This window comes from Vannielia sp. SX4, from assembly GCF_052828525.1.
On record NZ_CM128247.1, the window covers coordinates 2,969,475 to 2,993,336 of the forward strand.

Annotated in this window: 23 protein-coding genes; 14 read left to right on the forward strand and 9 right to left on the reverse strand. The window is 66.0% G+C overall.

Annotated elements, in window-relative coordinates:
* Positions 1 to 8 precede the first annotated feature (8 nt).
* Positions 9 to 497 (reverse strand): methyltransferase family protein, encoded by a 489-nt coding sequence (locus ACUXVX_RS14695; protein ID WP_446308877.1) that lies wholly within the window; start codon positions 495 to 497, stop codon positions 9 to 11.
* Between the two features lie 8 nt (positions 498 to 505).
* Entirely contained in the window at positions 506 to 1,285 is a 780-nt protein-coding gene (locus ACUXVX_RS14700) for a gamma-glutamyl-gamma-aminobutyrate hydrolase family protein (RefSeq protein ID WP_446308878.1), read from the reverse strand.
* Positions 1,286 to 1,895: 610 nt separating this feature from the next.
* Here ACUXVX_RS14700 and ACUXVX_RS14705 point away from each other — a divergent pair.
* Positions 1,896 to 2,276 (forward strand): hypothetical protein, encoded by a 381-nt coding sequence (locus ACUXVX_RS14705; protein ID WP_446308879.1) that lies wholly within the window; start codon positions 1,896 to 1,898, stop codon positions 2,274 to 2,276.
* Between the two features lie 61 nt (positions 2,277 to 2,337).
* Here the strand turns inward: ACUXVX_RS14705 and ACUXVX_RS14710 are convergent, their stop codons facing one another.
* Positions 2,338 to 4,515: a malate synthase G gene (locus tag ACUXVX_RS14710; RefSeq protein WP_446308880.1), complete on the reverse strand. Its 2,178-nt coding sequence runs from the start codon at positions 4,513 to 4,515 to the stop codon at positions 2,338 to 2,340.
* A gap of 122 nt (positions 4,516 to 4,637) precedes the next feature.
* Positions 4,638 to 4,826, reverse strand: coding sequence for a hypothetical protein (locus ACUXVX_RS14715; protein ID WP_222468854.1), 189 nt, complete (start codon positions 4,824 to 4,826; stop codon positions 4,638 to 4,640).
* Between the two features lie 144 nt (positions 4,827 to 4,970).
* Here ACUXVX_RS14715 and pepN point away from each other — a divergent pair, with 144 nt between their 5' ends.
* Positions 4,971 to 7,514 (forward strand): aminopeptidase N, encoded by a 2,544-nt coding sequence (gene pepN, locus ACUXVX_RS14720; RefSeq protein WP_446308881.1) that lies wholly within the window; start codon positions 4,971 to 4,973, stop codon positions 7,512 to 7,514.
* Between the two features lie 15 nt (positions 7,515 to 7,529).
* On the opposite strand, the gene ACUXVX_RS14725 is transcribed toward pepN, so the two are convergent.
* Positions 7,530 to 8,261 (reverse strand): transglycosylase SLT domain-containing protein, encoded by a 732-nt coding sequence (locus ACUXVX_RS14725; protein WP_446308882.1) that lies wholly within the window; start codon positions 8,259 to 8,261, stop codon positions 7,530 to 7,532.
* 250 nt (positions 8,262 to 8,511) lie between these two features.
* Here ACUXVX_RS14725 and gatB point away from each other — a divergent pair, with 250 nt between their 5' ends.
* Both gatB and ACUXVX_RS14735 read left to right on the forward strand, forming a co-directional pair.
* On the forward strand, positions 8,512 to 10,023 hold the full coding sequence (gene gatB / locus ACUXVX_RS14730) for an Asp-tRNA(Asn)/Glu-tRNA(Gln) amidotransferase subunit GatB (RefSeq protein WP_446308883.1): 1,512 nt from the start codon (positions 8,512 to 8,514) through the stop codon (positions 10,021 to 10,023).
* Between the two features lie 218 nt (positions 10,024 to 10,241).
* Complete coding sequence (locus ACUXVX_RS14735; protein ID WP_446308884.1) at positions 10,242 to 10,733, forward strand: DUF4177 domain-containing protein; 492 nt, start codon at positions 10,242 to 10,244, stop codon at positions 10,731 to 10,733.
* 100 nt (positions 10,734 to 10,833) lie between these two features.
* Here the strand turns inward: ACUXVX_RS14735 and ACUXVX_RS14740 are convergent, their stop codons facing one another.
* Positions 10,834 to 11,079: a BolA family protein gene (locus tag ACUXVX_RS14740; RefSeq protein WP_222493826.1), complete on the reverse strand. Its 246-nt coding sequence runs from the start codon at positions 11,077 to 11,079 to the stop codon at positions 10,834 to 10,836.
* A gap of 91 nt (positions 11,080 to 11,170) precedes the next feature.
* Between ACUXVX_RS14740 and ACUXVX_RS14745 the strand changes: the two genes are divergently transcribed.
* Entirely contained in the window at positions 11,171 to 11,800 is a 630-nt protein-coding gene (locus tag ACUXVX_RS14745) for a J domain-containing protein (RefSeq protein ID WP_222468847.1), read from the forward strand.
* A gap of 42 nt (positions 11,801 to 11,842) precedes the next feature.
* Here ACUXVX_RS14745 and ACUXVX_RS14750 read toward each other — a convergent pair whose 3' ends face one another.
* Positions 11,843 to 12,346 carry a hypothetical protein gene (locus tag ACUXVX_RS14750; protein ID WP_222468846.1) on the reverse strand — a complete coding sequence of 168 codons (504 nt, stop codon included), beginning with the start codon at positions 12,344 to 12,346 and terminating at the stop codon, positions 11,843 to 11,845.
* Positions 12,347 to 12,613: 267 nt separating this feature from the next.
* Here ACUXVX_RS14750 and cobS point away from each other — a divergent pair, with 267 nt between their 5' ends.
* From cobS to ACUXVX_RS14770, 4 genes are all read left to right on the forward strand, one after another.
* Entirely contained in the window at positions 12,614 to 13,585 is a 972-nt protein-coding gene (gene cobS / locus ACUXVX_RS14755; protein ID WP_222468845.1) for a cobaltochelatase subunit CobS, read from the forward strand.
* Positions 13,582 to 13,854 carry a hypothetical protein gene (locus ACUXVX_RS14760; RefSeq protein WP_446308885.1) on the forward strand — a complete coding sequence of 91 codons (273 nt, stop codon included), beginning with the start codon at positions 13,582 to 13,584 and terminating at the stop codon, positions 13,852 to 13,854. Before cobS ends, ACUXVX_RS14760 begins: the two co-directional genes overlap by 4 nt.
* Before the next feature lie 142 nt (positions 13,855 to 13,996).
* A complete protein-coding gene (locus ACUXVX_RS14765) occupies positions 13,997 to 14,371 on the forward strand; it encodes a hypothetical protein (protein WP_446308886.1) in 375 nt (124 codons plus the stop codon).
* 23 nt (positions 14,372 to 14,394) lie between these two features.
* Positions 14,395 to 14,769 (forward strand): hypothetical protein, encoded by a 375-nt coding sequence (locus tag ACUXVX_RS14770; RefSeq protein WP_446308887.1) that lies wholly within the window; start codon positions 14,395 to 14,397, stop codon positions 14,767 to 14,769.
* A gap of 72 nt (positions 14,770 to 14,841) precedes the next feature.
* Here the strand turns inward: ACUXVX_RS14770 and ACUXVX_RS14775 are convergent, their stop codons facing one another.
* Positions 14,842 to 15,426, reverse strand: a complete 585-nt coding sequence (locus tag ACUXVX_RS14775; RefSeq protein WP_446308888.1) for an NADPH-dependent FMN reductase — start codon at positions 15,424 to 15,426, stop codon at positions 14,842 to 14,844.
* Between the two features lie 145 nt (positions 15,427 to 15,571).
* Between ACUXVX_RS14775 and cobT the strand changes: the two genes are divergently transcribed.
* The 3 genes from cobT (at position 15,572) to ACUXVX_RS14790 (ending at position 19,907) form a co-directional block, all read left to right on the forward strand.
* Positions 15,572 to 17,446, forward strand: a complete 1,875-nt coding sequence (gene cobT, locus ACUXVX_RS14780; protein ID WP_446308889.1) for a cobaltochelatase subunit CobT — start codon at positions 15,572 to 15,574, stop codon at positions 17,444 to 17,446.
* A 239-nt stretch (positions 17,447 to 17,685) separates the two neighbouring features.
* Positions 17,686 to 19,482: an aminopeptidase P family protein gene (locus tag ACUXVX_RS14785; RefSeq protein WP_446308890.1), complete on the forward strand. Its 1,797-nt coding sequence runs from the start codon at positions 17,686 to 17,688 to the stop codon at positions 19,480 to 19,482.
* Positions 19,483 to 19,565: 83 nt separating this feature from the next.
* A complete protein-coding gene (locus ACUXVX_RS14790) occupies positions 19,566 to 19,907 on the forward strand; it encodes a DUF427 domain-containing protein (RefSeq protein WP_446308891.1) in 342 nt (113 codons plus the stop codon).
* A 228-nt stretch (positions 19,908 to 20,135) separates the two neighbouring features.
* Here the strand turns inward: ACUXVX_RS14790 and ACUXVX_RS14795 are convergent, their stop codons facing one another.
* Positions 20,136 to 21,755 carry a chloride channel protein gene (locus tag ACUXVX_RS14795; protein ID WP_222495342.1) on the reverse strand — a complete coding sequence of 540 codons (1,620 nt, stop codon included), beginning with the start codon at positions 21,753 to 21,755 and terminating at the stop codon, positions 20,136 to 20,138.
* Positions 21,756 to 21,940: 185 nt separating this feature from the next.
* Between ACUXVX_RS14795 and ACUXVX_RS14800 the strand changes: the two genes are divergently transcribed.
* Together ACUXVX_RS14800 and ACUXVX_RS14805 are read left to right on the forward strand one after the other, a co-directional pair.
* The gene (locus ACUXVX_RS14800) at positions 21,941 to 23,320 is read left to right on the forward strand and encodes an FAD-binding oxidoreductase (RefSeq protein WP_446308892.1); all 1,380 of its coding nucleotides are present in this window, start codon (positions 21,941 to 21,943) and stop codon (positions 23,318 to 23,320) included.
* A gap of 107 nt (positions 23,321 to 23,427) precedes the next feature.
* Positions 23,428 to 23,724, forward strand: coding sequence for a hypothetical protein (locus tag ACUXVX_RS14805; protein WP_222468836.1), 297 nt, complete (start codon positions 23,428 to 23,430; stop codon positions 23,722 to 23,724).
* The last annotated feature ends 138 nt before the right edge of the window (positions 23,725 to 23,862 follow it).

The window sequence follows — 23,862 nt, forward strand, 5'->3', positions numbered from 1 at the left end:
ACAAAAGTCTATGCCCAGCGCCGCACCCGCCCGGCCCATGCCTCATATTGCGGCCCGAAGGCGGCACGCAGCCGGGCCTCCTCGGGGCGGATGAAGCGGTCGGTGATCACGAAGAGGAAGAGCGGCAGCAGCACCGCCAGCGCCAGCCATGCGCCCCAATAGGCGCAAAGCCCGGAGAGGATGAGCGCATCGCCAAGGTAGATCGGGTTGCGCGAGCGGCTGTAGATGCCCGAGGTAATGAGCGCGCTGGCCTCCTGATGCGGGATCACACTGGTGCGCGCCCGCCGGAACTCCATGAACGCCAGCGCCAAGAGCAGCAGCCCGCCACCCACCAGCAACCCGCCCAAAAGCTCCGCCGCCGGATGGCGCCATGTAATGCCGGGAAAGCGGCTCGCCTGCACCCAGGCCATCGCGATGAAAAGGAGCAGCCAGAGCGGCGGCATATCGAGCCAGCGCAGCGCGGCCCTTGCCCCCGTCTCGCCCGATGGCCCGCGCACTGCGCGCCTCAGCCCACGCTCTTCAGCCCCGGCCGTGCGCCCTCAGCGTGCCATTCGCGCACTGCGCAGCCAAAGGCCTCGAAGAGCGGGCGGCTCACCGGGTCTTCCGCCGCGTTGTATTCCGGGTGCCACTGCACCGAGAGCGTGAAGCCCGGCGCATCACGCACGGTAATCGCCTCGGGCGTGCCATCCGGCGCGGTGCCCTCGATTTGGATGCGCGGCCCGGGGTTCTTGATTCCCTGCCCGTGCAGCGTGTTGGTCATCACCTCGGTCGCGCCGAACACCTCATGAAACTGGCTGCCCTCGACAAGCGTCACCTTGTGGCGCAGGGCAAACTTCTCTTCCAGCGTGCCGTCCGGGGGCATCCGGTGGTTCATCCGGCCCGGCAACTCGCGGATCTCGGGGTGCAGAGTGCTGCCCATCGCCACCGCCACCTCCTGAAACCCCCGGCAAATGCCCAGAAACGGCTGGCCGCGCTCAACACAGGCACGGATCAGCGGCAGGGCAATGGCGTCGCGGGCGCGGTCGAAGGCACCATGCGCCTCGGTCTCCGGCTCGCCGTATTCCTCCGGGTGCACGTTGGGCCGCCCGCCGGGAAACACGAAGCCATCGCACATCTCCAGCAGCTCCGGCACGCTCACAAAGCGCGGGTCCGCCGGAATCAACACAGGCATCGCGCCCGTGACCTGCGCCACCGCCTCCGAGTTCATCGTCCCGCCCGCATGGGCCGGGTACTGATCGTTCAGAAGGTGCGAGTTGCAGATGATGCCGACGATGGGACGTGTCATGAGCGTGATCCTGCCATATTCCTTGGCGTGAATATAGCTTTGCACGACCGGAGCTTAAAGCGAGGTTTGCGCTGCACATCCGCACAGCACTCGCGCGCCCCTCTGCGCAGGCGCGCGGCAGGTTTCGGCCCCCCGCGCGGCTTGGCAGCCCGAAATCCCTGCAACATTCCCCACGCCGCCGCGACGCAGAGCGCGCAATCGCTCACGCCGCAGAGACCGGGCTGAAACAACCGCGCACACGCCGCCGTGAGCGCGCGTGACGGGATTCCGCCGCGCCCGCCCGGCAATTGACACAACGTCACCCGCCGCTCCGCCCATGTCACAGGACATAGCCGTATTTTTCTGAACGCCCGCCCGCATGGAGACGCCGCCCCGCGCGGCAAGCCCCGCTCCGGTTTTCGTGATGCGCAGATCTGCACAGAGGGGGACGCAGTTTTTGCCATTTTTCCAGCGGCTTGCCCGGCCCATTTGTTGACCACGACCAGCGGACAACAGCGCTCTCGGGATGACAGCGCCGCCGCCGGACACAGTCGAAACGCTCCGCAAGGGGCCACAACCAAACCGCCCGAAAAGGGGCAAACGCTACATGATATACCAAGGAGACATCATCATGACCTTCGCCAAAACTTCGATCCTCGCTCTGGCCGCCGCTGCGATCACCGCTCCCGCCTTTGCCGACAACGCCTCGCTGGCCCGTTCGGTCGGCGTTGAGCCGGGCGTCTACTCCATCGAGCAGCTGATCGAGCTGAAATCCCTGAACGACGGCGAGAACGCCCAGCGCAAGCACATCCTCGACAACCCCGAGGGCACCGGCGCTGAAGTGTCGTCCAAGTCGATCATCGGCGGCTCCAGCGCCTCCGACAAACTGGCCGGTTCCGTGGGCGTGGCCCCCGGCGTCTACTCCACCGCTCAGCTGATCGAGCTTGCAAGCCTCGATGATGGCGATCAGGCCCGCCGCGCCTTCATCCTCGCAAACCCGGCTGGCAACTAAGCCGGCACCCCGGTTCTCCCGGTGGGGCGCAGGAGCAATCCTGCGCCCTTTTTTTGTGGGGTCAGCCCTGCGCCTTGGCCTCGATCCGGCGGGCCTGAAGGATGTTCTGGGTGTAGCCCGAAGGCTCGTCACGCCCCTTGAACACAAGGTCGCAAGCGGCCTGAAAGGCCACGCCGTCAAACCCCGGCGCCATCGGCTTGTAGGCCGGGTCGCCCGCGTTCTGCTGGTCTACCACGGCGGCCATCTTTTTCAGCGCCTCCAGCACCTGCTCCTGGCTCACCACCTCGTGCAGCAGCCAGTTGGCCAGCGCCTGTGCGGAGATGCGCAGTGTCGCGCGGTCTTCCATCAGCGGCACGTCATGCACATCGGGCACCTTGGAGCAGCCCACCCCCTGATCGACCCAGCGCACAACGTAGCCCAGAAGGCTCTGGCAGTTGTTCTCCAGCTCGGTCTGAATCTCCTCGACCGGCAGTTCGCCCTCCTGAAGCGGGATCGTCAGCAACTCATCCAGCCCGTTGCGCAGCTGCCCCTTGGCCTCTTCGTTGATCTCGTAGAGCCGGGCGAAGACATCGGTCTCGTGGTAATGCGTGGCGTGGAGTACGGCAGCGGTGGGCGATGGCACCCAAGCCGTGGTGCCGCCCATCATCAGGTGGCCCTTCTTCTGCTCCAGCATGCCCGCCATGTCATCGGTCAGCGCCCACATGCCCTTGCCGATCTGCGCGCGGCCCTTCAGCCCGCATTGCAGGGCAATATCGACGTTGCGGTTTTCGTAGGCATCGAGCCATGTCGCCGCCTTCATCCGCCCCTTGGGCACCATCGGACCGGCCTCGATGGAGGTGTGAATCTCGTCGCCCGTCCGATCAAGGAAGCCGGTGTTGATGAAGGCCAGCCGCTTTTCGGCCGCGGCAATGCAGGCCTTGAGGTTGGCCGAAGTGCGGCGCTCCTCATCCATGATCCCGATCTTGATGGTGTTGGGCCGCAGCCCGAGGATCAGCTCGACCACCTCGAAGGTCTTGCAGACGAACTCCACCTCCTCCGGCCCGTGCATCTTGGGCTTCACGATGTAGATCGAGCCCTTGGGCGAGTTGCGCGGGCGCTCCTTGTCCTCTCCACCGATGATGTCATGCAGGGCGCAGAGCGGGGTGATGAAGGCATCCAGCAGCCCCTCGGGCACCCGGTTTCCCTCTTCGTCCAGCACCGCGTCGGTATACATCAGCAGGTCGACATTGCGCACCAGCATCAGGGCCCGGCCCTTGAGCAGCGCAGGGCGACCCTCCTTGCTCTCGAAGCCCAGGTCGGGGTTCAGCTCGCGAATATAGGCATTGTCGCCGCTGCCCACCGGCGCGGTCAGATCGCCTTTCATGAGGCCCAGCCAGTTGCGATAGGCCTGCACCTTGTCCTCGGCGTCCACCACGGCCACCGAATCTTCCATGTCCATGATGGTCGAAACAGCCGCCTCGAGGAAAATGTCAGCGATACCAGCCGGATCGGCGCTGCCGATCGGGTCGGAGCGGTCGATGAACATGACGATGTGCAGCCCGTTGGCGCGGAAATATACATCGGTGATCTTGCCCTTCTCGTCGCGGTTGCAGCCCGCGTACTGGTCCGGGTCGGCCAGCTCGGTGGAGTGCTTGCCGGCGATCACCATCAGCTTGCCCTGCCCGCCCGGCGCCATGGTGGAGACCTCGGCCCAGGAGCCCTTCTTGAGAGGCAGCACCTTGTCGAGATGCGCCTTCGCCCAAGCCACCACCTCTTTGCCACGCTCGGCATCATAGCCGCCCTTCCCGGGCAGCGACCCAAGCGCGTTGGTGCCGTAGAGCGCATCATAGAGCGAGCCCCAGCGGGCGTTGGCGGCGTTCAGGGCAAAGCGGGCATTGGTGATCGGCACCACCAACTGCGGGCCGCAGACAGAACTGATCTCGGGGTCGATCCCCTCCGGCTCAACGGCAACCTCCTCCGGCTCCTCCACCAGATAGCCAATCTCGCCCAGCATCTTCTGATAGGCGTCCATATCCGGGGCGCCGCGGTTGGCCACATGCCAAGCGTCGATCTTTTCCTGCAATTCCTGCCGCTTGGCGAGCAGCTCGGCATTGCGTGGGCCGAACACTTTCACCAGCTTGGCCACGTTCTCCCAGACCACATCGGCCTCGACACCGGTGCCGGGCAGAATTTCATTCTCGACGAAAGCGGCCAGGCCTGCATCCCATTGCAGCCCGGCTTTCTCGATGCGGTCGGTCATCTAATTGTCCCTGTTCTCAAATCTGCGGCTCTCGGGGGCCGCGGAGAGCAGCCTAGGCCAAATGCGAGGGTGTCGCAATCTGGCCCGGGCCGGATTTGAGAGCGGGAGGTCGGGGCTTTGCCTCAGTTGCCCTCGGGGGCGATCACGCCGCCTTCGGGGGTCGCGTCGCGCGGCGTGTTGCCCTCATCGGCAGACCATGTGAGCCATGCGGCAATGGCCAGAATGCCTGCGCCCACGGCAAGAGCGATGCCCATCAGAGGGGCGGAATGGCGCTTGGTCTGCTTGTCGATGTTGGTCTCGGGGGCCGACATGTTGTCTCCTCTCGCGTTGCTGGCTGGCGCCCCCTTGGAGGCGCCCTAGGGCTCGGGTTTCACCGGTTGCTGAGCCCGCTTCAGAGGCCTAACGTCCGGCAAGCCGATTTGGTTCAATTCGCCCATCCGCCCCCGAGGAGCCCCATGAAAGACGCCGCCCCCCAGCCCGTTCGCCTTGCCGAGTACACGCCCTTTCCCTTCGTGGTGGAGCACGTCGAACTCTGGTTCACCCTCGCCGGGCCGGACACGCGGGTGCGCTCCAAGATCCGCTTTGCGCCCAACCCGGCAGCCGCAGCCCCCGCGCGCGAAATTTTCCTGCACGGCAAGGAGCTTAAGCTGATCTCGGCGCAGATCGACGGCGCCGCGGTGGAGCCTGCCCTCACCCCCAAGGGCCTCACCTGCCCGGTGCCCGAGGGCGCCTTCACCTGGGAGGCCGAGGTGCAAATCGACCCGACCACCAACACCTCGCTCGACGGGCTCTACGTGTCGGGCGGCATGTATTGCACCCAATGCGAGGCCGAGGGCTTCCGCAAGATCACCTACTACCCCGACCGCCCCGATGTGATGGCCCCCTTCCGGGTTCACATCGACAGCGACATGCCGGTGAAGCTCTCCAACGGGAACCCGGTGGGCGATGGCGAATGGGATGACCCCTGGCCCAAACCCGCCTACCTCTTCGCCCTTGTGGCTGGCGACCTGCGCGCCTTTTCCAGCGATTTCAACACCATGTCCGGCCGCGCCGTGGACCTCAACATCTACGTCCGCCCCGGCGACGAGCCGCGCGCCGAGTACGCGATGGACGCGCTCATCCGTTCGATGAAATGGGATGAGGAGGTCTATGGCCGGGAGTATGACCTCGACGTGTTCAACATCGTCGCCGTGGACGATTTCAACATGGGTGCGATGGAGAACAAGGGGCTTAACATCTTCAATTCAAAGTATGTTCTGGCCTCGCCCGAGACCGCGACCGATGGCGATTACGACCTGATCGAGGGCATTATCGCCCACGAGTACTTCCACAACTGGACCGGCAACCGCATCACCTGCCGCGACTGGTTCCAGCTCTGCCTGAAAGAGGGGCTCACGGTGTTTCGCGACCAGCAATTCAGCTCCGACATGCGCGGCGCGGCGGTCAAGCGGATCACCGAGGTCATGCAGCTTCGCGCCCGCCAGTTCCGCGAGGATCAAGGGCCGCTGGCGCATCCTGTCCGGCCGGAGGAATACATCGAGATCAACAACTTCTACACCGCCACCGTCTATGAAAAGGGCGCCGAGGTGATCCACATGCTCAAGCATCTGGTGGGCGACGAAGGCTACAAAAAGGCGCTCGATCTCTACTTCGAGCGGCACGACGGCGATGCCGCCACCATCGAAGATTGGCTGAAGGTCTTCGAGGACGCCACAGGCCGCGACCTGTCGCAGTTCGCCCGCTGGTACTCTCAGGCTGGCACCCCGCGCCTCAGCGTGTCGGAGAGCTTCAAAGACGGCACGCTCACCCTTGATTTCAAACAGGAAACCAAGCCAACCCCGGGCCAGCCGATCAAGGCGCCGCAGGTCATCCCCATCGCCGTGGGCCTCATCGGCCCCAACGGCGACGAGGTGGTGCCAACCACCGTTCTGGAGATGAACGAAGCCGAGCAAAGCTTTGACTTCACGGGCCTTTCCGCCAAACCCGTCGCCTCCATCCTGCGCGGTTTTTCCGCCCCGGTGGTGCTCGACCGCCCGCTCGACAGCGCCACCCGCGCCTTCCTGCTCGCCCATGATACAGACCCGTTCAACCGCTGGGAGGCGGGCCGCGTGCTGGGCAAGGAGGTGCTCACCGCGATGATCACCAAGGGCGCCCCGCCCTCGCCCGATCTGCTCTCAGGCCTCCACCGGCTTGTCGCCGACGACAGCCTCGAGCCGGCCTACCGGGCGCTGATGCTCGGACTGCCCTCCGAAGACGACCTTGCGCAAACGCTTTTCGATAGCGGCCATGTGCCCGACCCGGCGGCGATTCATGCCGCCCGCGAGACGCTGCTGGAGGCGATGGCGACCGAGATGGAGCCCACTCTCGCAAGCCTTTATGAACAAATGGAAACCCCCGCGCCCTACACGCCCGATGCCGAGGCCGCAGGCAAGCGCAGCCTGCGCTCCGCCTGCCTTGGCCTGCTCTCGCGCCGTGATGGCTGCGCCCGGGCCAAGGTGCTGTTCGAGGCCGCCGACAACATGACCGAGGAGCTCTCCGCCCTCGCCGTTCTGGTCCGCCACGGAGAGGGCGCCGAAGCGCTGCAAACCTTCTACGACAAGTGGCACCACGACCGGCTGGTGATGGACAAATGGTTCATGCTGCAGGTGGTGCAGGCCCCCGCCGAGAAGATGGCCGAGACCGCGAAAGCCCTGACCGAACACGCTGATTTCGATTGGAAAAATCCCAACCGCTTCCGCTCGGTGCTGGGCGCGATGCAGGCCAATCCGGCGGGCTTTCACCGCGCCGATGGCGCCGCCTACCAGCTCTATGCCGACTGGCTCATCAGGCTCGATCCGGTGAACCCGCAAACCACGGCGCGTATGACCACCGGCTTTGAGACCTGGGCGCGCTACGACGCCGACCGCCAGCAGATGATCCGCGGCGAGCTGGAGCGGATCGCGGCGCTGGAGGGGCTTTCAGAGAACACCGGCGAGATGGTGGGCCGGATCCTGGGGTAAGCTGCGGCTGACCCGTCAGGTTTCCGGGCGCGGCTTGGGACGCATGTTGGAGAGCGGGCGGCAGTAGCTTTGCACCTTGGTGTAAGCCGCGATATCCGCACGCTTTTTCCGGTAGACCATCGGCCCCCAGTCCGCCGCCACCCCGCCCTTGCCGGAGGCGCCCAGCACGCCATCGCGCCGCACCGTCTTGGCCATGATCCGGATCGCGCAACTCAGGTTCGTCGGCCCATGCAGCAGCGCCGCGCCGGTGCTGGCGCGGCAGCCGTAAAGCCGCGCGGTCGAGGGGGTGATCTGCAACAACCCATGCCAACGCCCGCCGCCACCCACCGCGCGGGGGCGATAGGTGCTCTCGTGCTTGGCCAGTGCCGAGAGGAAGCCCACCCAGAATTCGGCTCTCTTTTCAACAGGCTGGCTGGCGTAGCTGGGGCAGAATTGCTCAATGTCGCGCGGCACGAACTCCAGCAGCGGCCGGCCGTGGGCCTTGAGCGCCGAAATTGCCGCGCGGGTCCAGATGGTGCTGCCGGGCACGCTCTCCCACCGGGTGCGCGGCAGGCTGCGGGGGCGTGCCTTGGGCCGCTGCTGGGTGACTTGCGGCACAGCGGGGGTCATGCCCTCGGGCAGCACCCCGCCCATCGCCGACATGCGCGGCAAAGGGCGCAGCGCCGGCACATCCACATCGGCCTGCGCCTGCTGGGCCAGCAGCGCCAGAGCGACCGCAGCCGCAAGACATTGTAAAACCCCCGTCATCGGGCAATATCTGGCCGCAATAGCAAAGGTTTAGCAAGTGCTCCTAACGTCGGTTAACGGCTGATTAACGCCGATGGGGAAACGGTGGCGGCGAAACCACTCCGATCAGCGCCCTCTATAACACAATTCGATCACCCACGGCGCCTGCGCCACCAGTCTGCCACGCGGCGGCTAAGCGCCGGTGAACCCACCGCCTTGCCCCCTTCTGCACAAGGGCCTAGAAGGGCGGGAAACAGCCGCGGAGTCCCTCATGCTCGACCTCTCCTATACCGCCCCCAAGCCCAAGACCCTCTCCGGCGCGACCGGCGACTGGGAGCTTGTGATCGGGATGGAGGTGCATGCGCAGGTCAGCTCGAAGGCCAAGCTCTTCTCCGGCGCGAGCACGCAATTCGGCGCCGAGCCCAACTCCAACGTCGCCTTCGTGGATGCGGGCATGCCCGGCATGCTCCCGGTGATCAACGAGGGCTGCGTGGCGCTGGCGGTGAAGACCGGCCTCGGGCTGAAGGCCGAGATCAACCTCAACTCCGCCTTCGACCGGAAGAACTATTTTTATCCTGACCTGCCGCAGGGTTACCAGATTTCGCAGCTCTACCACCCGATCGTCGGCGAGGGCGAGGTGCTGGTGGAGATGGGCGAAGGCGTAGCCCGCAAGGTGCGGATCGAGCGCATCCATCTGGAGCAGGACGCGGGCAAGTCGATCCACGACATGGATCCGGCGATGAGCTTCGTCGACCTCAACCGCACCGGCGTTGCGCTGATGGAGATCGTCTCTCGCCCCGACATTCGCGGCCCCGAGGAGGCCGCCGCCTATATCGCCAAGCTGCGCCAGATCCTGCGCTACCTCGGCACCTGCGACGGCAACATGCAAAACGGCAACCTGCGGGCCGATGTGAACGTGTCGGTCTGCAAGCCGGGCCAGTATGAGAAGTATCAGGAAACGCAGGATTTTTCGCACCTCGGCACGCGCTGCGAGATCAAGAACATGAACTCCATGCGCTTCATCCAGCAGGCCATCGACTACGAGGCCAAGCGGCAGATCGCCATTCTGGAAGACGGCGGCAGCATCGATCAGGAGACCCGGCTCTACGATGCCGACAAGGGCGAGACCCGCTCGATGCGCTCCAAGGAAGAGGCGCATGACTACCGCTACTTCCCCGACCCCGACTTGCTGCCGCTCGAGATCGAACAGGGCTGGGTGGATGACATTGCCGCCTCGCTGCCCGAACTGCCGGACGCCAAGAAGGCCCGCTTCATCGGCGATTTCGGCCTGAGCGACTATGACGCCTCAGTGCTCACCGCCGAGGTGGAAGCCGCTGATTTCTTTGAGGAAGCCGCCAAGGGGCGCGATGGCAAGCTGGCCGCGAACTGGATCATCAACGAGCTCTATGGCCGCCTGAAGAAAGACGAGAAGGAACTGGGTGAAAGCCCCGTCTCCCCCGCCCAGATTGGCCAGATCATCGACCTCATCAAATCGGACGCCATCAGCGGCAAGATCGCCAAGGATGTCTTTGAAATCTGCTACACCACGGGCCGCGAGCCGGAGGAGATTGTCGAGACCGAGGGCATGAAGCAGGTCACCGACACCGGCGCCATCGAGGCCGCCGTGGATGAGGTGATTGCCGCCAATCCGGGCCAGGTGGAGAAGGCCAAGGCCAACCCCAAACTGGCGGGCTGGTTCGTTGGGCAGGTGATGAAAGCGACCGGCGGCAAGGCCAATCCGAAGGCGGTGAACGAGCTGGTTTCTGCCAAGCTGGGGCTATAGCATCCGTCGATCGCGGCGGGCCTATAGCAAAAATTGATATGCACAACCGATGCACATCCGATGCACATTCCATGCATACGGATGCTGCCAAAGGTTGACGAAGGGTTAGGCAAAAGCGCCACAGAATCCTTGAATTGGCACGGTTTTGCCGCCGTGCTTTGGACAGGCCGCCCCGCCCGCGCTAGGCTGGGGGCCGTGCTTTGAATTGGGGGGCAGAAATGCCGCGATACGAATACCGGGTGGTGCCCGCACCGGAAAAGGGCAAGAAGGCCAAGGGCGCAAAGGGCACCTCGGGCCGCTTTGCCGTGGCGCTTCAGGACCTGATGAACGAGATGGGCGCCGCGGGCTGGGAGTATCAGCGCACCGATACCCTGCCCTGCCAAGAGCGCGTCGGCCTCACCGGCCGCCAGACCACCTTTCAGCACATGCTGGTCTTCCGCCGCACACTGGCCGCCGAGGCGGTGAGCGACGAAGAGGTGACCGCCCTGCTCGCCGCACCGGAGGACGAGCCGGAGGCGGACGCCCTGGAAGAGCCCGAGACCGCCGAAGAGCCGGCCGACCCGCAGCCCGAAAAGCGCGATGCCGTCGCCGCCGCCCGCGACGTGGCCGCCGCCCTCTCGGCCCGCGCCCGCGAAGGAAAGGCCCCGGCCCTCGGCCCCGCGACCCAGGGTGACAAGCCCGGCTCCAAGGCGGATGTGGCTGCCGAGTAAGGCGCGCGGACAGTCTAGGTCAGGCCCGTCCCGCTTGGGGCGGGTTTTTCATTTTTGGTAGGCGGTTGAGCACTCATCGCACCCAACCGCCCTCAGCCCGCTAAACCTCGATCGCCAACGCGTGGATGCGCGGGAAGAGGTCTGCCACCGCCGCGTTCACCGCGCGGTGCTTGGCGACCCGGCTCTTGCCTTCCAGCGCCTCGGCCACCATGCGCACCCTGAAGTGCGAGCCGTCCGGCGAATATCCGCCGTGGCCGCGGTGTGCCTCGCTTTCGTCAAGCACCTCTAGGCTTGCTGGCGCAAAGGCCTCCCGCAGACGCGTTTCTATTTCCAATGCAAGTGTCATTTTTTCTCCTGCCCCCTTCTCACCCGGCGCGAAAAGACTAAACTTCATGGTCCGAGTCGAGAAGCAATGCCAAACACATGGGGCTGCAGGCATGAACAGAGACGATCCGTTTGGTTTCGATATGTCCGTTTCTTCGGACAAGAAGAAGCGCCAGCGCGGGCGTCGCGGCATGTCTGGGGCCTTCGAGACCTCGCAGCGCACCTGCGAGCACGAAGGCTGCAACGAGCCGGCGCAATACCGGGCCCCAAAGAATCCCGACACGCTGGATGACTACTACTGGTTCTGCAAGGAGCACGTCCGCGAGTACAATCTGAAGTGGAATTTCTTCAACGGCGCGACCGAAGAAGAGATGGAAGCCCAGATCGACAGCGACCGGGTGTGGAACCGCGATACCAAGCCGTTCCGCCGGTCGGCCGAAGAGAAGGCCTGGGCGCGGCTTGGCGTGGATGACCCGCATCAGGTGCTGGGCGAGAACGCCACCCAGAACCCCGGCCGCAAGGGCAACGGCGGCGGCCGCCGCCTGCCCCCCACCGAGCGCCGGGCCATCGAGATTCTCGAAGCCAAGGACAACATGACCAAGGCCGAGATCCGCAAGTGCTACAAATCGCTGATCAAGGTGCTCCACCCCGATATGAACGGCGGGGACCGCAGCCAGGAAGAGCAGCTCTCAGAGGTGGTCTGGGCCTGGGATCAGATCAAGGACAGCCGCAGCTTCAAGTAAGCCTGCAAGGTCGGTGACGCGGGGCTTGCCCGCGCCGGCCGTTCAGTTGCGCGCCGTGCAGCGCCGGATCATACGGTCGAGGCTGCCGGTCACGCCGCGTGCAGTGAACTCGAAGCGCGAGCCATACGGGTCCACCACGGTGAACTTGCCATTGCCATCGGCCTTTTCCAGCGCGACGAGATAGTCGAGCACCGCCTTGGCATCCTCCACCTTCTCGATCTGCAGGTAGAACTGCGGCGAGGGGAAGAGGTTCTTCATCACGAAGTCCTGCCCGCCGATGCTGAGCCGGGCCACGCCGCCGGGCGGCACCCGACGGGGCGCGATGAACTCGGGGAAGATCCCGCGCCCGTCGCGCGCATCGTAGAGCGAGAACTGGGTGCGTGCGCCGCGCCCGGAACCGCAGGTGCCATCCACGCAGCTCACCACCTGACAGGCGGCATAGCTCGCGCCCACACCCCGCTGGGTGTAGAAGAACCACGCGCCGAGACTGTCGATCAGGGTAAACTCCGCCCGTGCGGGCCGAGGCAGCAAAAGGGCAAAGATCAATACCAACAGGCAAACGACAGACGTCGACCGGGAAACAACTCCTGAAAAAGGCATTTGTGTTCTGACCTGTGGCAGCAAATCCCGGCCACACTAACCCTTGCGTCAAGGCGTGTCACGGGGCGGTTTACGCAACAGTCTGTCACCGGTGAAATTCCGCCTGCGGGGTGGCGGGGCGCCCGGCCCTTGCGCCTGCGCGAGATATAAGGCACCACCCCACTGATAGATCACGCGCCGCCCCTTGCGGCGCTAGCGGCGAAGGCAGAGGCGATGAGCGATCAGGCGATGAAACCCACCGAAGAAATCTCCGTCCGCGAGGCCTTTGGCATCGACAGCGACATGGTGGTGAAGGGCTTCGCCGAGGCGACCGACCGGGTGCCCGATATCGACAGCACCTACAAGTTCGATCCCGACACCACGCTCGCCATTCTGGCCGGCTTCAGCCACAACCGCCGCGTCATGATCCAGGGCTATCACGGCACCGGCAAATCGACCCATATCGAGCAGGTCGCCGCCCGTCTCAACTGGCCCGCCGTCCGGGTGAACCTCGACAGCCACATCAGCCGGATCGACCTGATCGGCAAGGATGCGATCAAGCTGAAAGACGGCAAGCAGGTCACCGAGTTCCACGAGGGCATCCTGCCGTGGGCGCTGCGCAACCCCGTTGCCATCGTCTTCGACGAGTATGATGCAGGCCGCGCCGATGTGATGTTCGTGATCCAGCGGGTGCTGGAGCATGACGGCAAGCTCACCCTGCTCGATCAGAACGAGATCATCACGCCGAACAAGTATTTCCGCCTCTTCGCCACCTCCAACACGGTGGGCCTGGGCGATACGACCGGCCTCTACCACGGCACCCAGCAGATCAACCAGGCGCAGATGGACCGTTGGAACCTCGTCGCCACGCTGAACTACCTGCGCCATGATGCCGAGGCCGCGATCGTGCTGGCCAAGTCGCCGCATTACAACACCGAGAAGGGCCGCAAGCAGATCAGCCAGATGGTGACGGTCGCCGACCTGACGCGCACCGCTTTCATGAACGGCGATCTCTCCACGGTGATGAGCCCGCGGACGGTGATCAACTGGGCGCAGAACGCCGAGATCTTCCGCAACATCGGCTATGCCTTCCGGCTGACCTTCCTCAACAAATGCGACGAGCTGGAGCGCCAGACGGTGGCCGAGTTCTACCAGCGCTGCTTTGACGAGGAACTGCCGGAGAGCGCCGTTTCGATGGCGGTATGAGGGCCGCGGCCTTCGCTCTCTTGCTGAGCACCGCGCCCGCGCTGGCGCAGGTGCCGACCCCGCAGGCGGTGGTGACCGCCTGCATCTCCCTGACCGAGGCTGCCATTGCCTCTGCCGAAGGCCCGCGCCGCGCCCGGCTTGAGGCCGATCTCGACCTGATGCACAAGGCCCTGCGCGGCCTTGATGCGCTCGGCGACTCTGCCGCAAAACTCGCGCCGCAAGTGGGCCGCCTGCCCTCCCGGCTCGAAGACTGCGTCGACGACGCTTGAACCGGCGGCTTAAGCCCGCCTCCGACACGCCGCATTAACCTTATTCCGCCAGTCTGCCCCCAAGGGCAGGTCCGGTCTGGCCGCGTAACAGTTTTCAAACTGCCCATTTGACAGGCGCACTGAAAGGCGCAAAGGTCATTACATGGGCAGAATAAAAACAATCGCCCTTTCAGGGCTTCTGGCAATTTTCTCAGCACCGGCGCAGGCCGAGCCGCTTGAGATGACCTTCGCCACCTGCACCGGGCGCTTCTCTGCGCTGATGGAACATCAGTGGCTGCTGCCCCACCCCGAGCTGGAGCAAACCACCCGCCGCCGCGCCGCGATGATCTCTCTGCTGGAGGCGGTCATGCCCCCTTCGGCCGGGCGCGAGGTGCTGGCCCGCCGGATCGAGGCCAAGCATGCCCAGCGGGTGCTGCTCACCCGGGCCACCTTCAATGACGACAGCGCAGATGCCCATTGGGCCGCCACCCGCGCCGAAGCCCAGATCGCCAGCTGCGCCGCGCTCTTGACGGGGTGAGCCCGCCGGGGCCTGATGCGCCCATGCCGCTTCGCTCCGCTCTCACCCTCCTGCTCTTCGCCGCGCCGGTCACGGCGCATGACCTCTCCGAGCATGAGGATCTGCCCTTTCTCGCTGCCGATTGCGCCGGATACTGGCGGGGCGTCGCGGCCCATCAGGCCGACGACAGCGACCCTATGGCCGCCGACCTCGGCAACCTCTACCTCGCCGCTGCCAAGGATCTTGCGCCCGAGCTTTCCACCGATCTCGACTATGTCGCCCAAACGTCCCAAACCCGCGCCCGGCAGATGCTGAAAGACGCCGGCCAGATCAGCGGCGCCGCCCGGCTCGTGGCCGAGCAGGAGCAGACCTGTCAGGCCGTCGGCCTCGCCCTGCCCGCCAAATGGGGCTTTCACTGAACCAAAACGGGGCTCCGAAGAGCCCCGCCTGTCGCATTTTCTTGCTGAAAATACTCAATCCATCCGCCCGGCTCACGCCTCGCGGGCGGTCTTGGTCGCCTTGGCCCACCAGGCCATGTCGTCAAACAGCGCATCCGCCGAGCCGCCGATGGCGTCCTCGATGGTGCTGATCTCGGCGTTCTCGCCCATCGGGTGCACCTTCATGAAGCTGCCCGCCGCGATGTGCACCGCGTTGCGCACCGGCACCATCTGAAGCTCCACGCCGATGGCCCGCAGGTGCTCCACCGCGCGGGCCGCGCCCACGCCGCCGTAGCCGAGGGCGCCCATCGGCTTGTGGACCCATTCCTTGTAGGCCTGGTCGAGCGCGTTCTTCAGCGCGCCGGTGATCGAGTGGTTGTATTCGGCTGTGACGAAAATGTAGCCGTCGAACTCGGCGATCTTCTCCTGCCAAGCCACTGCCTTGGGGTCTTCCGACGGCATCCATGCGTTGGAAGCTTTCTCGTTGAAGAACGGCAGGTCGAAGTCGGCAAGGTCCACCAGTTCCACCTCGAAGTCGTCGCGCTTCTGGGCGCGCTCAAGCAGCCACTTGGCGGGCTTCTCGCCAAAGCGGCTGTCGCGGGTGGATCCGATGATGATGGCAATCTTGGGCGTGGTCATGGGTGTCTCCGTGGGTTGTCTTGAGCCTATATGTTTGCTCCATAACGCTCCGTTCAATGAAAGGTTCTGCGCGCAGGCGCACAATGGCCACCTCTGCCTCGCGCGGGCCTTGCGCATGGCCCGCGCCGGTGCTTTACCCGGAGCCATGGCTCAGAAATCCGACAACCCGGCAGACCCGTTCAAGAAGGCCCTCGCAGAGGCCACCAAGGTCATGGCCGATGACCCCGAGCTGGGCGTCACCTATTCGGTCGACCCGCCGGGTGCCACCGGCGACGGGCTGCGTCTGCCGCAGGTCTCCCGCCGGATGAGCGCCGAAGAGGTGCTGCTGGCCCGCGGCACCGCCGATGCGCTCGCGCTGCGCCACAAGTATCACGACGAGGCCGTGGCCTCGCGCTACGCGCCGCAGGGCCAACTGGCGCGCGATATCTACGCCGCGATGGAAACTGCCCGTTGCGAGGCCGTCGGCGCCCGCGTCATGCCCGGCACCGCCAAGAACATCGACGCCAAGATCGGCGCCGAGGCCGAGCGGCGCGGCTACGGCAACCTCACCGAGATGTCCGAGGCCCCGCTGGCCGAGGCGGCTGGCTACCTTGTCCGCCAACTGGCGACGGGCCGGGAGTTGCCCGCCGGTGCGCAGAACGTGCTCGACCTCTGGCGCGACCACCTTGAGGGCTCCGCCGCCGGCACGCTCGATGGCATGAACGACGTGCTCGCCGACCAGCAGGCCTTTGCCCGCTTCGCCCGGCAGGTGATCGAGGATCTCGGCTACGGCGACCAGCTGGGTGATGACCCGGACATGGATGATGACGAGGCCGAGGGCGACGAGGCCGAGCAGGACGAGGAAGAGGCCGAGAGCGACGGGCAGGACGACAGCCAGGAGAACGAGGAGTCCGACGCCAGCCCCGAGCAGGATCAGGAGCAGACCGACGATCCCTCCGAGGCCACCGTCTCCATGGACGACATGGCCGAGACCGAGGAGGGCGAAGAGGCCGAGATGCCTGAGGGCGAGGCCCCGCTGGAGCCGCCCCCCCCTGCCCCCGCCTCCGAGGCCGACCCGAATTACACCATCTACGATGGCACATTCGACGAGGAGATCCCTGCCGAGGAGCTGGCCCAGCCCGCCGAGTTGGAGCGCCTGCGCGACTATCTCGACCAGCAGCTCGAGCCGCTGAAGGGGGCGGTCTCGCGCCTTGCCAACAAGCTCCAACGGCGGTTGCAGGCCCAGCAGAACCGCTCGTGGGAGTTCGACCGCGAAGAGGGCATCCTCGACGCAGGCCGCCTCGCCCGCGTGGTCGCCAACCCGACCACTCCGCTCAGCTTCAAGGTCGAGAAGGACACCGAGTTTCGCGACACCGTGGTGACGCTCCTCCTCGACAACTCCGGCTCCATGCGCGGCCGCCCGATCAGCATTGCCGCGATCTGCGCCGATGTGCTGGCCCGCACGCTGGAACGCTGCCAGGTGAAGGTCGAGATCCTCGGCTTCACCACCCGCGCATGGAAGGGCGGGCAGGCCCGTGAGAAGTGGCTGGCCGAAGGCCGCCCGCAAACCCCGGGCCGCCTGAACGACCTCCGCCACATCATCTACAAGAGCGCCGACGCCCCGTGGCGCCGCGCCCGCGCCAACCTCGGGTTGATGATGAAAGAGGGCCTGCTGAAAGAGAACATCGACGGCGAGGCGCTTGAATGGGCGCACCGCCGCATGGTCGGCCGCCGCGAGGTGCGCAAGATTCTCATGGTCATTTCGGATGGCGCCCCGGTGGACGATTCGACCCTCTCGGTGAACCCGGCCAACTACCTAGAAAAGCACCTGCGCGACGTGATCGCGATGATCGAAAAGCGCCGCGCAGTGGAGCTTCTGGCCATCGGCATCGGCCACGACGTGACCCGCTACTACGACCGCGCGGTGACGATCACCGATGTCGAGCAACTGGCTGGCGCGATGACCGAGCAGCTTGCCAGCCTCTTCGACAGCGACCCAAGGGCGCGCGCGCGGGTGATGGGGATGAAGAAGGCAAGCTGAGCGAAGCCCCTGCACGGAATCAAGCCGCAGGCGCCGTGCAGCGCCGTCCCGCCCCCCGGGGCGGCGCTTCGTCGAAGTGATCGCCTTCCTTCGAGGCCCGACCAACACCGCACCATAAAGTGCCCCGAACTTCCGTTACGTGCGCCACCCCGCGGGACGGCGCCGCACGGCTTTGGTTCGCCCACCCCTCTGGCCATTCCCGCCGCCCCGATGCACTCTCCGCGCCAAGGAGACCCCCCATGTTTCAAACCTTCGACGCCCCCACCAACCCCGCCGATGGCCCGCCCCGCCTTGCCGCCCTGCGCGCCGAGATCGAGCGCCTCGGCCTCACCGGCGTGCTCGTGCCCCGCGCCGACCGGCATCAGGGCGAATATGTCGCCCCCTGCGATGACCGCCTCGCGTGGCTCACCGGCTTCACCGGCTCGGCGGGCTTTGCCGTGGTGCTCCCCGACCTCGCGGGCGTGTTCATCGACGGGCGCTACAGGGTGCAGGTGAAGGCGCAGGTGGATCTGGCGCATTTCACCCCCGTCCCATGGCCCGAAACCCGGCTGTCGGACTGGCTGATCAAGGAGGCCCCAAAGGGAGCGCGCATCGGCTTCGACCCTTGGCTGCACACCGTGAAGGAGATCGCCGACCTGCGTGACAAGCTCGCGCCCCACGCGCTGGAGATGGTCGCGTTGGAGGAAAACCCGGTCGACGCCATCTGGCCCGACCGGCCGCCCGAACCCGCCGCGCCGATCCTCGCCCATCCGCTGGAATTCGCCGGTGAGGATAGCGCTGACAAGCGCGGGCGGCTGGGGGCGGAACTGGCGGGCGACAAGGTCGACGCCTGCGTGCTCACCCTGCCGGATTCGGTTTGCTGGCTGCTGAACATTCGCGGCTCCGACATCGCCCGCAACCCGATCGCTCGCGTGAATGCCGTACTGGAAGCCTCTGGAAAGGTGCAACTTTTCTGCGACCCGACCCAAGCAGACGGCCTCGACCTCGGCCCGGATGTCACTGTGTTGCCGCGCGCGGGCTTCACCGCCGCACTCGCCGAGCTGGGCGGGCGCGTGCAGATCGACCCGGAGAGCGCGCCGGAGGCGGTGGCGGCCCTGCTGCGCGGCAAGGCCGAGGTGGCCGAGGCCCCCGATCCCTGCCTGCTGCCCAAGGCCCGCAAGAACGCCGCCGAGCTGCAAGGCATGCGCGACGCCCACATGCGAGACGCGGTGGCGATGGTGAAGTTTCTCGCATGGCTCGACGATGAGGCCCCGAACGGCAAGCTCACCGAGATCTCCGTGGTCGAAAAGCTCGAGGGCTTCCGCCGCGAGGCCAACGAGCTGCGCGAGATCAGCTTCGACACCATCAGCGGCGCCGGGCCGAACGGCGCTATCGTGCATTACCGCGTGACCCATGAGACCAACCGCGCCGTCTCCCCTGGCGAGCTGCTGCTGGTCGATAGCGGCGGTCAGTATCTCGACGGCACCACCGACATCACCCGCACCATCACCGTCGGCCCGCCGCCTGAAGGCGCGGCAGAGGCCTTCACCCGCGTCCTGCAAGGCATGATCGCGATGAGCCGCATCCGCTGGCCCAAGGGCCGCGCGGGCCGCGATATCGAGGCGGTGGCGCGCTACCCGCTCTGGCTGGCCGGGCAGGATTATGACCACGGCACCGGCCACGGCGTCGGCGCCTACCTTTCGGTGCACGAAGGCCCCGCACGGCTCTCCCGCATCTCCGAGATCCCACTGGAGCCGGGCATGATCCTCTCCAACGAGCCGGGCTACTACCGCGAGGGGGCCTTTGGCATCCGCATCGAAAACCTCGTGGTGGTCGAGCCCGCCCCCGCACTGGAGGGCGCCGACGACCGCGAGATGCTGGCCTTCGAAACCCTCACATGGGTACCCATCGACCGCCACCTCGTGGTGGCCGAAATGCTCTCGCCCGGCGAGCGCGACTGGCTCAACGCCTATCACGCCGAGGTCTGGGCGCGGGTCAGCCCGCGGGTGCAGGGTGAGGTGCGTGACTGGCTCCGCCAGGCCTGCGCTGCGCTATAGCGGCGCGGCCATGTCGGGCGACATTTACCTGTCACGCCTCAGGGCTATATAAGCGCCATAACAATCATAACGGGAGGCAAGGGATGGCCGATCACATCAAGATACGCGACGCCGAAGGAACCTGGGTTGTACGGGCCGGAGGGGCCGTTCTGGGCGAAAGCGCGCGCGCGCTCGAACTGACCGAGGGCGATATGCCCTTCGTCATCTACTTCCCCCGGGAAGACATCGCCATGGCCTTCCTCGACAAGTCCGCCACCGTGACCCATTGCCCCCACAAGGGCGACGCGCAGCACTACGACATCGAGATCAAATCCGGCACCATCCACGATGCCGCCTGGTCATACGAGGCCCCGAAGACGGGGATGGAGCGGATCGAGGGCTACCTCGCCTTCTATGCCGGCAAGGTGACGGTGGAGCAGGTCTGAGCCTCGCCTCGGGCCGCGTTACCCGGGTGATCCGTCCGGCCAGTGGAGGGCCAGCCCCCCACACCGCGCCTTTCAGTGGGGGCCAGCCCCCCACACCCCCCGGGAATATTTGCAGCAAGAAAATGGGCAATTTGAATCAAATTGCTCCGACCGGGTGCGCCGCCCCTGTGCATTTTCTTGCTCCAAATATCCCCGCCGGAGGCTCAAAATCTCTTCTGGCCCACCTTCTCAGCTATGCTCTTCGGCCGCCGTTTCCGCCAGCGCGCGATTGTAGGCCCTCAGCGCATCGAGGTGGTAGAGCGCGCCCAGCAGCTCGCCCTTGCCGCCGTCACCCGCAGGCGCGACCACGGGGATGAAGCTGTGGCCGCTGGTCTCGAACATCGGCAGCGCGGTTTCCAGCGTGGTGTCGGGCGCAAGCGTGATCCCGGCTGCGATCATCTCGTTGCAGGTCTCAATGTCGGCGGCGCGGGGACTGTCGACGCCGCGCATCACCGCCGCCGCCGAATGGACAGAAAGCAGATAGGCCTGCGGCCCGGCGGCCATGCGGATCCCGCGCCGCTCCAGCTGGGTCAGGAAGAAGCTGCGGTCCACCAGTTTTGACGAGATCGCGGTGGACATCGAAACGGCGACCATCACCGCAAGGCCGGTCTGCCAGTCGCCTGTGAGCTCGAAGACGATGAGCGTGGTCGAGATCGGCGCGCCGAGCACGGCGGCAGCGAGCGCCCCCATGCCGGCCAGCGCGTAGAGCGTGGGCGTGCCCGAGACATCCGGAAAGACCCCGGTGGCGATGACGCCAAAGGCGAGGCCGGTCAGCGCCCCGACCATCAGCGAGGGCGAGAACATGCCGCCGCCCATCCGCCCGGCCATGGTGATCGCCACGGCGGCGACCTTCAGCACCACGAAGACCAGCACCTCGCTGAAAAGCAGCGCGCCGGTGAGCGCGGCGGAGGTCGTCTCGTAGCCGACGCCAATGATGTGGGGGTAGAAGATCGCCATACCCCCCAGCAGCGCGCCCGCGATGGCGGGCCGCAGAAAGCGCGGCAGGCCGGTGCGCTGCATCACCGTGTTGCCCAGCCCGTCGGCCCAGAACACCGCCCGCATCAGCACCACCGCCACGAGGCCGCACGTGAGGCCGAGCAGCAGGAACGCCGGCAGTTCGACGTAAAAGCTCAGCACCCCGTCACCGCCAAGGGTGAACTCGGCCACATCGCCAAAGAAGCTGCGCGACACTACCGTGCCCGCGACCGAGGCGATGACGATGGGGGCGAAGGCGTGCACCGCGAAGTGCCGCAGCACCACCTCCAGCGCAAAGAGCGCTCCCGCGATGGGCGCATTGAAGCTGGCCGAGACGGCGGCGGCCACGGCGCAGCCCATCAGGTCGCGGCCGGTGACCCCGTTCGCATTGATCCGCTCGCTGACCCATGACGAGATCACCGCCGCAAGGTGCACCACCGGCCCTTCCCGCCCCGTGGAGCCGCCCGAGGAGAGCGTGATCAGCGAGGCCAGCGCAGAGGCGAGGCCGGCGCGTTGCTCCACCCTGCCCCGGTTCAGCGCCGCGCCGTGGATCACATCGGCCACCGAGCGCACCCGTGCGCCGGGGGCGAAACGGTCGAGAATCACCCCAACCGCCAGCCCGCCGAGGATGGGCAGCACCAGCACCCACCACCACGGCAGCCCAGCGGCGAAGCTGTGGATCATCCTCGTGTCATCGGTGCCGTAGAGCGTGCCTTGCAGCCAGTCGATCCCGAGGCGAAAGAGGCAGGCCGCGTAGCCCGAGGCGACGCCAAGCGCCAACGCGATGAACCAGAACTGAACCTGGGAAGGCCCGCGCTGGCGCAGCACGCGCATCAGCGTATCGACCACCTCGCGCAGCTCCGACAGGCGCTGCCGCAGCGGGCCTGCCGCTGCCCTTCCGCCCTGCCTGTCGCTCTCGCTCACCCGCGCCCTCATCTTGCAGTTGCGAACCCGCGCGCGCCCTTCCCCGGACGGCCCGCATCGCCTAGGGTGGCGTCCGGTGAACGCGAGGAGGAACAATGCCTTTCCACGAGGCGCAGACCGGCCTTGAGGCCGTTCTAGGCGATCGGCTCAGCCGGTCCAAGAGTGATCTGGACCTGCATGGCCGCAGCGAGACCCATTTTCCCCTCACCCCGCCCGAGGCGGTGGCCTACCCCGAGACCACGGCAGAGGTGGCCGCGATCATGAAGGCCTGCGCCGCCGCGCGCTGCCCGGTGGTGGGCTGGGGCGCGGGCACCTCGCTCGAGGGGCACGGGCTGGCGATCAAGGGCGGCATCGCGGTGGATTTCACCCGGATGGACAGGGTGCTCGAGGTCCGGCCCGAGGACATGGTCGCCGTGGTGCAGCCCGGCGTGACCCGCGAGGCGCTGAACCACGAACTCCGGGCCACCGGCCTGTTCTTCCCGGTCGATCCGGGCGCCAATGCCACGCTGGGCGGCATGGCCTCCACCCGGGCCAGCGGCACGACCGCCGTGCGCTACGGCACGATGGCCGAGAACGTGCTGGCGCTCGAGGTGGTGCTGGCCAGCGGCGAGGTGATCCGCACCGGGAGCGGTGCGCGCAAGGCCTCCAACGGCTATGACCTGACGCGCCTGATGGTCGGCTCCGAGGGCACGCTGGGCCTGATCACCGAGCTGACCCTGCGGCTTCAGGGCCAGCCCGAGGCCACGGCGGCCGCCACCTGCGCCTTCGAAAAGATGGGCGACGCGGTCGATTGCGTCATCGCCACCATTCAGGCCGGGCTGCCGATGGCGCGGATCGAGTTTGTCGACGGCCCCACCGTGGCCGCCGTCAACGCCTACTCCGGTGCCGACCTGCCGGTGATGCCGCATCTGCTGGTGGAGTTTCACGGCTCCGAAACCTCCGTTGCCGCCGATGCCCGCTTCTTTGGCGAGCTGGTGAGCGACATGAACGGGCAGGCGTTCAAATGGGCCGAAAAGGCCGAAGACCGCACCGCGCTCTGGGCCATGCGCCACCACGCCTATTGGGCGATCCTCGCGGCGCGGAAAGGGGCCAAGGCGATTGTGACCGACATGTGCGTGCCGATCTCCCGATTGGCCGAGGCGGTGGAGATCACCGCGCAGGATATCGCCATGGCCGGGCTCGAAGGCCCGATCCTCGGCCATGTCGGCGACGGCAACTTTCACGCCATCCTGCTGGTCGACCCGGAAGACCCCTCCGAGATGGCCCGCGCCAAGCAGATTGCCGACACGATGGCCGAGCGCGCGCTGGCCTTTGGCGGCACCATCACCGGCGAGCACGGGGTGGGCATGGGCAAGCTGCACCTGATGGAAGCCGAGCACGGCGAGGCCTGGGGCGTGATGGGCGAATTGAAGGCCGCGCTGGACCCTCAGAACCTCCTGAATCCGGGAAAAATCATCCGTCCGGGAAACAATTGAAGAGACCAATAAAATTTGTGTGCAATTAACCAGAAGCACAGCGACTCAGTAGATTAACGGCGGGTTAAAGCGTATAAGGTGGCGCATTAGGAGAAGGTGGTAACCCAATGAAACTCAAAGCAATCACAGCAACGCTCGCCCTTGCGCTGAGCGGCATCATGGTGGCGCAATCTGCGGATGCGCGCCTCGTCATTCACTGCAACCGCGGCCCGATCCCGTCGAACCCGATGATCAACGGCCACTACGAAAACTTCGTCGCCAGCCTGATGGAGAATTTCGTGATGACCGAGAAGGAAGCGACCCGCGTGGCCAAGCAGGTTTGCGGCAACATGGGCGCCGTGGGCGACCTCGACTATCTCGTCGATCTGACCTACGAGGCGACCGCGCCCTACGAGCGCCGCTGAGCCGCCGCGCAGCCCGCCCCGGCCACTCCGGACAGGGCTGCAAGGAGGCCGCAAGATCGCCCAATTTTGGGCATGATCTTGGTTTACGAAATATGAAGCGGAGCCGAACTGGCTTCGCTTCTTTTCATTTTGCGACCC